This is a genomic window from Candidatus Fusobacterium pullicola, assembly GCA_018883725.1.
GTDB classification, from domain to species: Bacteria; Fusobacteriota; Fusobacteriia; order Fusobacteriales; family Fusobacteriaceae; genus Fusobacterium_A; species Fusobacterium_A pullicola.
The window spans coordinates 1-12114 of sequence record JAHLFN010000084.1; the positions used below are offsets into that span (position 1 = coordinate 1).

11 protein-coding genes are annotated in these 12114 nt (G+C 26.2%); all 11 read left to right on the plus strand.

Annotated features, from left to right (window positions below):
• Positions 1-104 precede the first annotated feature (104 nt).
• Complete coding sequence (locus IAA47_09650; GenBank protein ID MBU3843225.1) at positions 105-1442, plus strand: MATE family efflux transporter; 1338 nt, start codon at positions 105-107, stop codon at positions 1440-1442.
• Between the two features lie 15 nt (positions 1443-1457).
• Positions 1458-2681 carry an ATP-grasp domain-containing protein gene (locus IAA47_09655; GenBank protein MBU3843226.1) on the plus strand — a complete coding sequence of 408 codons (1224 nt, stop codon included), beginning with the start codon at positions 1458-1460 and terminating at the stop codon, positions 2679-2681.
• A gap of 26 nt (positions 2682-2707) precedes the next feature.
• On the plus strand, positions 2708-3874 hold the full coding sequence (locus IAA47_09660; GenBank protein MBU3843227.1) for a radical SAM protein: 1167 nt from the start codon (positions 2708-2710) through the stop codon (positions 3872-3874).
• 115 nt (positions 3875-3989) lie between these two features.
• The gene (locus IAA47_09665) at positions 3990-5042 is read left to right on the plus strand and encodes a pyridoxal phosphate-dependent aminotransferase (GenBank protein ID MBU3843228.1); all 1053 of its coding nucleotides are present in this window, start codon (positions 3990-3992) and stop codon (positions 5040-5042) included.
• A 42-nt stretch (positions 5043-5084) separates the two neighbouring features.
• Positions 5085-6380: an ATP-grasp domain-containing protein gene (locus IAA47_09670; GenBank protein ID MBU3843229.1), complete on the plus strand. Its 1296-nt coding sequence runs from the start codon at positions 5085-5087 to the stop codon at positions 6378-6380.
• 210 nt (positions 6381-6590) lie between these two features.
• Complete coding sequence (locus tag IAA47_09675; GenBank protein ID MBU3843230.1) at positions 6591-6830, plus strand: hypothetical protein; 240 nt, start codon at positions 6591-6593, stop codon at positions 6828-6830.
• Between the two features lie 9 nt (positions 6831-6839).
• Positions 6840-7565 (plus strand): fimbria/pilus periplasmic chaperone, encoded by a 726-nt coding sequence (locus IAA47_09680; protein ID MBU3843231.1) that lies wholly within the window; start codon positions 6840-6842, stop codon positions 7563-7565.
• 123 nt (positions 7566-7688) lie between these two features.
• Positions 7689-8318, plus strand: a complete 630-nt coding sequence (locus tag IAA47_09685; protein MBU3843232.1) for a hypothetical protein — start codon at positions 7689-7691, stop codon at positions 8316-8318.
• A 134-nt stretch (positions 8319-8452) separates the two neighbouring features.
• Positions 8453-9142, plus strand: a complete 690-nt coding sequence (locus IAA47_09690; GenBank protein ID MBU3843233.1) for a hypothetical protein — start codon at positions 8453-8455, stop codon at positions 9140-9142.
• The gene (locus IAA47_09695) at positions 9142-11796 is read left to right on the plus strand and encodes a hypothetical protein (protein ID MBU3843234.1); all 2655 of its coding nucleotides are present in this window, start codon (positions 9142-9144) and stop codon (positions 11794-11796) included. The genes IAA47_09690 and IAA47_09695 overlap by 1 nt, the downstream gene beginning before the upstream one ends.
• Before the next feature lie 41 nt (positions 11797-11837).
• Positions 11838-12114, plus strand: a 277-nt coding sequence (locus IAA47_09700) for a hypothetical protein (protein ID MBU3843235.1), incomplete at its 3' end; no start/stop codon positions are given.

Genomic DNA, 12114 nt, shown 5'->3' on the forward strand with positions numbered 1-12114 from the left:
TATATATATTTAATAAATATATAACAATAATAAAAATAATGAATTTGAAATTTTATAATTTGATTTGCTAGAATAATAAAAAAATAAAAAGGGGGGACTATTTTATGAAAAAAAGCACATTTAAAGAAGAAAATGTTTTGTTAAATATCTTAAAATTTAGTATACCATCAACCTTATCATCTATTATAAGTATTATTTGTACTTTAACAGACCGTTTTTTTATAGGTAATTTAGTTGGTCGTGATGGAATTAGTGCTATGTCAGTAGTTTTTCCTTATACTATGATTGTAAATAGTGTTATTTTTCTTTTTTCAGGACTTTCAATATTGATTGGAATAAAATTAGGAGAAAAAAGAAAATATGAGGCTGAAGAAATATTATCTAAAGGATTTTTATATTTAATTATTATAGGGATAGTATTATCAACAATACTATGGCTTTTCAATGAAACTTTTTTGTGGAAATTAGGGGCAACAAGAGAGAATATCATTTTAGCTAAAGAATATACAAAATATTTTATTTTAATGATTTGTTTTCAATTTATTTTATCTCAAAGTACAGTAATTCGAGCAATAGGGTATCCTTTCAATGCAATGGTTATAAATATTTTTGTTACTATTTTAAACGGGATATTGGATTATATTTTTTTAGCAAAATTATTTTTAGGTGTAGCAGGTGCTTCCTTGGCTACATTCATTTCTGTTTTTTTAGGTTCTATATATGTTTTAGTCTTTTTTTTTAGAAATGATGTAGTTAAATTAAAAATAAATAAAATGAAATTTGAAATTTTAACTTTAGTATCTATATTTAAAATAGGAATACCTAGATTCATAAATCAATTTTTTCAATTTTCTTTATCAGTAGTAATGTTAAAGCAAATGGGTAAATACTCAGGAGATTTAGGAATTGCTTCTATTGGAATAATTTCGCTTTTAAGAGATTTAATAAATACTAGTTTTCAAGGTTTTTCTCAAGGAACTCCAGCAATTATAGCTTATTATTATGGAGCAAAAAATTTTAAAAAAATACAAGAAGTAATGAAAATTCATGTTCGAATAGTTTTATCAATTTCGTTATTTTGCTTAATTATAACGTTAATTAATGCTGAGTATATTATTAGTTTTTTTGTAAAAAATGATGTAGAATTGATAAAATATGCTTCACATGGAACAAGAGTTCATTTATGTCTTTTGTTTTCAACTGCTCTTTTTTTAAGTTATAATAATTTTTTTCAAGCAATAAAAGATAGTAAAAAAGCAACTTTTTTTTATATGTTAAGAGTTCCTATTTTAAATATACCATTAATTTTTATTTTATCTTATTTTTTTCAAGATAATGGAGTATTAGTAGCATTTCCAGTATCAGATTTTATAACTTCTTTAATAGCTATGTACATAGGAAAAAAAGAGATTGAAAAATTAATTAGTAATAGTAGGGACTAAATAAAAGGAGGAAATATGAAAATAATATGTTTTAAATGCAAGGAAAAAATGTTAAAAAAGATTTTATCTGAAAGTGAAAAAGTTATTTTAATTTTAGAGTCAATTGATGAAACTGTACCTTATTCAAATGAAACTTTAGAGAAATTATATAAAATTTATAGAATTAATAGTATTGATTCTATTGAAGAGTTAGTTGCTGTATATCAAGATATACTTAATGAAAAAGATAATTATGATAAAGTTTTTGCTGGGGAAGAACATGCTGTTTTAGCAGTAGGATTCTTTTATAGTTTGTTAAAAAAAGATTTTAAATATCTTGAATTAGCAATAGGGACAAGAGATAAAAGAGCAATGAAAGAACATTTTAAAAATGCAAATTTAGATTTTGCAAAATTTAAATCAAGTTATTCTTTAGAAGAATTAAAAGCAGGAATAGGACATGGTTTAACTTATCCCATAGTAGCAAAACCAGCTTGTGGAATGGGAAGTTATAATACAGAAGTATTATACAATTCTAAACAGTTAGAAAAGTATTTTTTAAATTTAAATTTAAATCAAGTATTACATTCTGACCAAATAGTTTTAGAAGAATATATAGATGGAAAAGAGTACCATGCTGATATGTTATGGAAGAATGGAGAATGTATATTTTTGAGTATATTTCAAGATTTAGTTCCAAGAATTGAAGTTATGAAAAAAGTAAATAGAAATGGGTCTTTTTTAGTAAGAAAAGAATTAAATCCTATACTATATCAAGAAATTGAAAAAAAACATATTTCTTTAATTAATGAGTTAAAATATTTTGATGGAATTATGCACACAGAATTTTTTGTAAAAGATGGTAAAATTTATTTTTCCGAAATTGCTAAAAGAAATGGAGGAGGAGCAATTGTTCAAGCAATAAATGTAGCATTTGGAATTGATTTAATAGAAGAATGGTTAAATATTGAGTTAGGGAAAAAGCTTAATTTAAATATTAAACACCCCTCAAAAATATATTGTAGATTAAATTTTTCTCCTTTAAAAGCAGAAGGAATTATAAAATATGTTCCAACAAAAGAAGACTATTTATCTTTTCCATGGATAAAACATGTAGAAATTTTTATAAAAGAGGGACAAAAGTACTCACATTCAACTGCTTATATAAAAAGTATTTATTTAGTTATTGAAGCTGAAGATGAAGAAGATTTAATAAAAAAAATTGACGAAGTTTATGAAAAATATCCAATAGTAATATAAAATTAATTAATAATGAAAGGAGAAATATGAAAAAAATAGTAAAATTAGCAGGAATTGATTTATCTAAAGAAGAAATGTATTCTAAAAAATTATTAAGAGCAGGAATAAAGCTAAATACTCCTCCTGTTTGTAATTGGGCATGTCCATATTGTTATGCAAGTAGTCCAGAATTACAAAAAAATTTAAAAGAAGAAGATTACATAAGGTACAAAGATGCAAATTGGCACTTAAAAATGTTTAAATGGGTCAAAGAATTAAAAAAAGTTGGATTAAAAGCAATAACTATTAATGGAATGTTTGAACCATTAACTTCTCCTAAATTAAAAGAAGTTATAAACTTCGTATATGAAGAAAATTTAGCAATAACACTAGTAACTAATGGTGTTTTATTAACTGATGAATTAATTGAGTTTTTAAAAAGTAAGAAAGTGTCTATATTAACTAAATTAAATGTTCCAATAGTAGAAAAAGATTCTCCACTTTATAATGATGTAATTGAAATTCAAAAACAAATGACAGGTCTAAAGGGAAATGCTGAAAAGATATATGAGGACCAAAAAAATATGATAAAAAAATTAATAGCTTATGGATTTAATAAATGTGAAAATCCTGATACAAGTTATTTAGGAATAGAAACAGTTATTTGTAAGCTAAATATAAATTATATTCCAGAATTAATAAGACAATGCCGTGAATTAAATATTTATTCTCATGCAGAGGTAATAAAATTACAAGGATATGCTAAAAATTTTGAAGAATATCAATTAACAGATTTAGAGTTAAAGAAGTTATTTGAAGAGGTTCAAGAAAGAGATATAAAGGAAGGATATGAATTTTGGGAAGCAAAACCACCATATATAGGAGGAACATGTTACCAAAATCTTATGAGAATAGACCTTCATGATAATGGAGATATTTATCCATGTCCAGGAATTGATTTAAAACTTGGAAATTTAGAAGAAGAGTCCATTTTATCTATTCTAAATAATAAAAATTTGCAAGTAATTAGACAATTAGAAGATTTAATAGAAGGAGATTGTAAAACTTGTGAACAGTTCAAAAATAGAAGTTGCTATGGCGGATGTAGAGGAACTGTGTTTCAAACTTTAAAAAATAAAGGATATGGGACATATGAAGCATTAGTAGGTTCAGACCCTTCATGTTGGAGAGTAAAAAAAATATTAGACAAATAATAGAAATATATTGAGGTATGAATATGAATAATTCAAAACTTAAAATTGAAATATCAAAAACAGCTAAAATTTTTGAACAAGTTTTAGAAATTAAAAAAAAAAAAATATTATAGATATGTCAATAGGAGATATTTTATTTAATGATTATAACTTATTAGCAAATATATCTAGTAATATAATAAAAGAAAAAAAGATTAATTATACAAATTCAACTGGAATAACTGAATTAAAAAAAACAATATTAAGTATTTATGATTACCAACAAAATTATAATGAAAATAATGTAATAATATGTAATGGAGCTAAACATTGTTTATTTAATTGTTTATTTAGTATTTTGGAAGAGAATGATGAAGTAATAATTCCAATTCCTTATTGGCCATCATATGTGGATTTGACTCTTCTTATGAAATCTAAGCCTATTTTTGTAAAAAATAATTCTTTTATAGTAAAGGCAGAAGAAATTGAAAAGAAAATAACTAAAAAAACAAAAGCTTTAATTATAAATAATCCAAATAATCCAAGTGGAATGATAGTAGATGAAAAGGAGTTAGAAAAAATAATAGATTTAGCTATAAAATATAATTTTTATTTAATTTGTGATGAGGTTTATATGGATATATATTTTTCTAAAAGAACTAAGAGTATTTTAGAATTAAAAAAATCTATGCTCATAAAAGATAAGTTAATTATAATAAATAGTGTATCTAAGAGGTTTGGGTTAAGTGGTTTGCGACTAGGATATATGATTTTACCTTCATCTTTAGTAGAAGTAGTAAAAGCTTTACAATCAAATATGACATCTAATCCTAATACAATAGCTCAATATACTGTTGATATAATTTTAAAGGAACATCAAAATATTAATACAATTTTAAGAAAAAGGTTAAAAAGTAGAAAAGATTATATTATTGAGAAATTGAAAAAATTATCTTCAATAAGGATAAAAAATTATTCTGAATTTGGAATTTATTTATTAATAGAAACTAAAGAAGATTCTAAAATTATTTTTGATAAATTGTTAAAAGAAGAGGGGGTAGCAGTAATGCCAGGAGAGGTTTTTGGTTTAGAGAAATATATAAGAGTATCTTTTTCAGGAAAAGATGAAGAATTTATAGAAGGAGTAGATAGAATAGTTAAGTTTTTTAATAAAAAAATTGACAAATAGGGAGGGAAGTATAATAAAGGTAATCTTTATTATACAAAAGCAATGAAAAAGAATATTTTAGTATTATATTCAGATAATCCAAGTAGACTAGCTCATATTAATAAGATTAATTCATTAAGGAAACATTATTCTTTTACTTTAATATTGGATAAAAAAGACTTTAAAGAATGGCTTTCTAAGTTTGTTGATAATATTATTACAATAGAAATGAATAGAAGTCTATTAGATATAGAAGATATTGTAAAAAAAATAGAAAAAATAGGGAAACCTGATGGGATTTTGAATTTATCAGAATTATGTGTTCCATTACATTCAGCACTTGCTACTATTTTTAATTTACCAGGAATGAAAAGTGATAAAGCTTTAATTGCTAGAAATAAATACTTGATGCGACAATTTAGTAAAGAGTTAGAAATTCCTATTCCCAAATTTATATTAGTAGATGATAAATTTGAAGAAAAAGTAAAAGAATTAACTTTTCCAATTATATTAAAACCTACAATAGGAGGTGGTTCAGGAATTGTAAGAAGATTTGAAACATTATCAGAATTATTAGAAAAAAAAGAAGAGTTTTTAAGTTTAGGAGTTATGTATTCAAAAGACCCATTATTTAATGAACATTTAAATCATAATAATTTATTATTTTTAGCAGAAGAAATAATAGGAGGAGAAATATTATATCCTTCTCTTCTGCCTTATAAGATAGGAGAAATTAGTGTTGAAAGTATTTTTTTTGATAATCAAACACATATTTTAGCAATTCATGATAAAAATATTCCTAATAATGGTCCATATTTTGAAGAATATATGTGGTCAACTCCTAGTCGAATTCCACAAAATTTAATAGAAAAAGCATTTAAATATGTTGATAAAATTCATAGAAATTTAGGAAGTTATGTTTTACATACAGAATTTAGAACTTTTAAAGATGAGCTTATTCTTATCGAGTTTGGAGCTAGATTAGGAGGGGGACCTATTTATTCCTCTGTTTTAACTTCAACTACAAATGATTATATAGAAATTTTAATTGATTTATCATTAGGGGAAAGACCTAAGTTAAAGAAGGGTATTTCATATCCAACATTAACTCATTGTCTTTGGGCACAAAAACAAGGAAAATTAAAAAATATCTCTGGTTTATCAAAAGGAGTTTTTAGACCATTCTATTATGATATTCAAATATATGATGATATAGGCGATTTATTGTTAAGAGCTCCTAAAAGTACAAGAGCAAATGGACATATAGTTTTTAAAAATGATTTAGATAATGATTTTGAAAAGCTAGAAACAAGTGTAATGGAAGCAATAGAAACTATAAAATTTAATATTGAGGAATGAAAAAAATGTAGATTTTAAAAAATAAATATGGTATAATATGATATGAGGAAACTCGAGCCAGAGAGCCGTAACCCTTTAAATTAATAAACAATAGAATATAATTTTTAGGAACTCGAGAAACAAGAAACCGTAAACCTGAAAGATAACTGTTTAAATACAGCTATTTTTCAGGTTTTTTATTTACAAATTTTTTTAAGGAGGTATGTAAAAATGCAAATAAAAGTTTATACAGAGAGCAGAGTATATGGCTTTAACATAGATTCTACTTCTATCTCTGAAAATAAAATAATATTGAAAGGAATAGAACATAAGTTGATTATAGAAAAGTCTAAACATATAATCTTTGAAGATTCAGAAGGGATACCTAATATGAATATAAAAAATATTCGTATTAATGGAGTAACTTATGATGTTGATAGTTTTGATAAATTAAAAAAATTATTAATTTAAGGGGGAAAAATGAATTTAAAAAGAATATTAACTTCAAGTTTACTAATGTTATCAATGTCAATATCAAGTTATAGCATACTGTTAAGACCGATTGGTTATGACAAGATAATAGATAAAGATGAGGGAGTAGCATATGGGGAATTTTACCTAAAAAATACTTCCAAAGAAATGGCAAGATATAAGATAGAAATAGAGAGTACAGGTAAAGATAATGATGTATCTAAACATATGACTGTATATCCCAATTTAATCGCAGTAGAACCACTATCAGAGAAACCTTTTAAGGTATATATAGAAGATGATTATGGAGATATAAAAGAGGGAGAGAATAGCTTTATTCTGTCAATAAGAACAGTAAATGCTCCAGATATAGAGGATTTAAAAGGAAAAACTAAACAAACTATGTCATTCCAATTAGGAATGAAAGTAGAAATGTTTGCTTATAAAGGTTCTTATGATAAACCTTTAACAGTTGAAAATAGTAAATTTAGAGAGGTTGAGGGAAAAAAATATTGGAACTCTACTATGAAAAATGAAACTGGAAGAGGTTATGAACTGGGTATAGGATTTGTAGATAAGGCTAATACATTAATAGATGTCAAAACAAAGGGACGTCTATTTAATGGTTCTAAGACAGAGATAGAACAAGAAATTCCAGATGGAACAGACTGTATAATCTTCTATGACTTTAATAACTATAAGGTTATAGGAAAACAAAGAATAAAAGTAAGATAAATACACTTCAAAAATTTATTAAGATAAGGGAGGTAGAATATGAACTTTATGGGACGTGATTCCCCAAAATACACTATATAAACAGTATATAGAAATTTATTAAAAATCTTAGGAGGAAAAACAATGAAAATGAAAAAAATAGCAGTATGTGTGTTATCAGTTTTGGCTTTAAGTTCAATATCTTTTGGAGCTAGAGTAGCTTCAGACCAACAATTAGTAGATAGTCCAATAGGAGTAACTACTAAAGGAGATTCAGTAGGAGCAGGAGTACCATTTGAGGTAAGAGTTAATGTAATACCTAAAGGACCAGAGCTTGGATTATTTGATGAGAATGGAAACCTTTATGATACAGTAGTATTTGACCATGGTACTAAATTAGCAGGAAGTTTGCCTAGAAGTGTTGTAAAAAAGACAGTTATATTACAAAGAGCAGATGGATATGCCTTTTCAGCAACTGCAGATGGAAGAGCAGGAACAGCCACTTATACAGGAAAATTTGATGTAAAATCAACTTTATACAACAAGGCGACAAATACATTAACTCTTGAAAAACTATCATCTTCAACTGATGAGAATGATGATTTAGTAACAATGGATACAGAATTAAACTATATTAAAGGAGATAGAGAGGTATCAGCAACTGATAACCAATTAAGAAGTGAATTTAACTCTGTTATTTTAGCAGGAACTCAAGCAGTAGGTGGACAATATGTAGGAACAGGTACTATCACAGCTAGTCTTACTGTAAAATAAACTAACAAAATAATAAATAAGAATAATCTAATAGTATTTAATTAATATCAATATCCCATATAAATATTAGATTTTTTAAAGGGGGAATGGTAAATACCATTCCCTTTTTAAAAAATTTAAGGAGGGGCAAAATAATGAAGGGAAAAAAAATAGTGTCTTTTTTATTCTGTTTATTAAGTTTGAAATCATATAGTTATATGAATGTTTCGCCACTTATTTTTGACAAAAGGATAGATAATGGTGGAGAGGTACAAGAATACTATGTAACAAATGCTCTATCTCATAAAACTTCATATAGAATTTACCTTGAAAAAGGTAATGAAAATGATATGTCTGAATGGATTGAATATTATCCAAGAAATTTGAATTTAGAAGCAGGAGAAACAGGAAAAGTAAAATTATATATTGAAGCTCCAGAAAATACCAAAGATGGAGAATATACAGCTATATTAGGAGTGAAAGAAGTAAATACTCCAAATGTAGAAAGAGGTGGAAATCTTTCCATATACACAAATCTGAAAATTGAATTAGCAGGTTTTGTTGGAGATTTAAAACCTCAAATAGAAGTAGAGGATATAAAAGTTGAAAATAATCAACTTTCTATGAAAATTATAAATAAAGGAGAGATAAGAACTAAATTAGAGGTGTTTTTAGAAAATTCTAAAGAATCAGAAAAATATCTAGGCTCTATAAGACTCTTAAAGGGGTATGAAAAAATATTTTTGACTAAAATATCGACTGAAATTAAAAAAGGCTCTAAAGTATGTTTAAGAAGCTTAAACGGAGAGTTGATAAAAGAAATTGAAATGAAAGGGGAAAAATAATGAAAAAAAGATATTTTTTAATCTTATTTGCTATAACTTCTCTATTAGCTCAAGCTAAAACAGATGATATAGAAAAATTAAAAAGAGTAATGTCCCCAGAGGACTATGCTATTTTGACTAATACTTATGTTGAAAAAGAGGGAAAACAAATTTATGACCTTCTTATTAATGGAGAGTTAAGAAGTAAAACTTATTCTGTATGGTACAAAAATCAGAATATGTATTTCTCTCTTTTTAATTTTTTTGAAGCTATGAATTTTACTAACTATACTCAAGATAAAGAAAATGGAGATATTTCTATGTTTATTGGGGATAGTTTAGAAAATGTAATTATCAGTGTAAAAGAAAATTATATTGATTATAGGGTAGAAAAGTTAGCTTTAAAAAAAGATGACTTAGTTCTTGATGGAAAAGAGATATATATTAAGTCTGATATATTTAAGTCAATATTTTTAAGAAACCTTAGAATAAGTCAAGAAGAGCAAAGAATAAATATGAACTTAAATTTTGCGACTCCAGAGGAGATAAAGCTAAGACTTGATTTAACTAAGAATATGATAGATAGAGATAACTATAAGCAAGAGATAGTTTATGAGAATAAAAATAAACTATTTGAATTAGGATATTTAAGAACAGAAGCTAATAAAATCTTCACTAGAGATAAGAATAGTGATGATGACTCTTTTAAAGATGATTGGGAAGCTAGATTAGAATATCAAGGAGCTTTCCTATATGGAGAGTTAAATGCAGAATATGATATAAAGGAACATTTATTAGGGGACGTTAAATTAACTTATGATGATATTCATAATAAACATACCCTTGAACTTTCTAGCTTTAAATATGGAGATAATGGAGCTAGAGAAAATGGGATTAGATTCTGGAAAGATAAAGGGTATCTAATCACTGGTTCTAAAGATTATATCTTAAAAGAAGATGTACCAATAGGTTCAAGAGTAGAGCTTATCTATTTAGGAACTGTAATAGATATTCAAACAGCTACTAATGGACAAGTAATATTTGCTAATAGAAACATTAAAGAGGATAGAGAGTATATTCTAAAGATTTATACAGAAGATGGAAAAATCTATGAAAGAATCATAAATACTACATCAGATTATAACCAACAAAATAAAGGAGAATGGGAATATAACTTTGATGTTAGGGAAGACCATGTAAGTGATAGATATAGAATAAATGCTATGACTTACTATGGACTTACTGATAGTTTAACAGTAGGAGGAGGATATATAAAAGAACCTCGTACTATAAATGAAAGGTATGAATATGTAGATAAAGGAAGAGGAGAATTAGTATTTAGTAATTCAATTAAAGGCTATCAATATACTTTAATGAGTGGTGGAGAAAAAGCTTTTAATAATTATGTAGATGATGTAACTTTAAAATCTACTGATGATGAGTATAAATATGACTTCTTAGGACAGATTGATATTAAAGATTTAAGACTTAAATATCAACAAGAAAACTTTGGAGAATACTATTCTGATAAGTATGAAAAGGTATTTAGTGCTAGATGGAAACCTATTAAATCTTTAGAGTTAGAATGGGAAAAAGTCTGGAAAGAAAAATATGCTGACTTATCTTGGAGTGAAGATGAAATCTCACAAAGAGGAGATAGATACAGAATAGAGTACTCTAAATCATATAAATCAATGCTAGTAACAGCAGAATATGAGAAGTCAACTCTTCTTGATGAGGAAGATGAATACTCTCTAAATTTCTATTACACAGGATTTAGAACATTTACAACAAGACTAGAAAATACTTGGAAGGATAATGGAAAATATGAAACAGCTTTCTCTGTATTTAGTAATGGTAATGATTTATTTGACTATACTCTTGAAGCTAGGTATAGTGAGGAAAATAAAGATAGTTTTACAGTAAGATTCAATCTTAACTACAATAACTGGTTCAACTTTGAGAGTGAAGCAGATAAGAGAGGAAATCAACAATATAAGGTTGGAATAGATAGAATAACTGACCTTAGAAATCCTAAAGCTAATATAAGAAGTATAGAGAGTTCTCCAGTTGAAGTAACAGCTTTCATTGATATGAATAATAATGATAAATTTGATGAAGATGAAAGAGTTGCTAAGAATATAGAAATCAAATTAGCAGGAGAAACTAAAAAGACAAATTCAGAAGGAAAAGCTATATTCTATGGTATTCCTAACAGAGTCCTATATGACTTAAATGCTGAAATAAAAAGACCTAACCTACTTCAAACACCAAGTCCTTTAAAAGTAGAAGGGAAAAATACAGCAACAATAGAAGCTTATCTTCCAATAAAACCTATGAGTACTTTAACAGGAAAAATAAATGTTGCAGAAATACTACAATTATCAGAGGTAGAAAAAGCAAAAATCTATGAAAATATCATAGTAAAAATAAAAGATTTTTCAGGAAAAGAATTAGAGTTAGCTATGCCAGATGAAACTGGAGTCTTTGAAGTATCTGGACTTCTTCCAGCTAAATATTTAATAGAAGTAACTTATATAGGTATTGATTACTCTATTAAAGGAGTTGATGAGGTAATTCAACTATCTTATATAGAGAAAGGAAAAGATGGAAACTTATTTGTTTTCAACTTTGATAATGAAGGAATCAAATTAATGAAAAATGATTGGTTATAAGGAAGTGAAAAATATGATAAATAAAAATGTACAAAAAATGAATGGGAGGGGGGGGGTGCTATGATAGATTACAGAGCATTATCTGTGCCATAGCACTGTACCTAGTACTAATAAGTAATGTACTAGCAGAAGTCCCACACACAACAATAGCAGAAAATCCCAATAAGGAAGTAACAAAGGTAGAAACCTTAAAAAGAAGAGATAAGGCAGAGCTAAATCTCACAGTAGAGAAGAAAAAAAGTAAAGAAATAGTAGGATATGTAGAAGGAAATAAAGTAATAATTCCTAAGTCAGAAAATCCCCAAGTAAACTTTGAAG

What these genes read in the sequence shown, in the direction of transcription:
- IAA47_09675 (MBU3843230.1), top strand. Translation starts at nt 6,591, where the DNA reads ATGCAAATAAAAGTTTATACAGAGAGCAGAGTATATGGCTTTAACATA.
- IAA47_09690 (MBU3843233.1), top strand. Translation starts at nt 8,453, where the DNA reads ATGAAGGGAAAAAAAATAGTGTCTTTTTTATTCTGTTTATTAAGTTTG.
- IAA47_09660 (MBU3843227.1), top strand. Translation starts at nt 2,708, where the DNA reads ATGAAAAAAATAGTAAAATTAGCAGGAATTGATTTATCTAAAGAAGAA.
- IAA47_09650 (MBU3843225.1), top strand. Translation starts at nt 105, where the DNA reads ATGAAAAAAAGCACATTTAAAGAAGAAAATGTTTTGTTAAATATCTTA.
- IAA47_09680 (MBU3843231.1), top strand. Translation starts at nt 6,840, where the DNA reads ATGAATTTAAAAAGAATATTAACTTCAAGTTTACTAATGTTATCAATG.
- IAA47_09670 (MBU3843229.1), top strand. Translation starts at nt 5,085, where the DNA reads ATGAAAAAGAATATTTTAGTATTATATTCAGATAATCCAAGTAGACTA.
- IAA47_09695 (MBU3843234.1), top strand. Translation starts at nt 9,142, where the DNA reads ATGAAAAAAAGATATTTTTTAATCTTATTTGCTATAACTTCTCTATTA.
- IAA47_09655 (MBU3843226.1), top strand. Translation starts at nt 1,458, where the DNA reads ATGAAAATAATATGTTTTAAATGCAAGGAAAAAATGTTAAAAAAGATT.
- IAA47_09665 (MBU3843228.1), top strand. Translation starts at nt 3,990, where the DNA reads ATGTCAATAGGAGATATTTTATTTAATGATTATAACTTATTAGCAAAT.
- IAA47_09685 (MBU3843232.1), top strand. Translation starts at nt 7,689, where the DNA reads ATGAAAATGAAAAAAATAGCAGTATGTGTGTTATCAGTTTTGGCTTTA.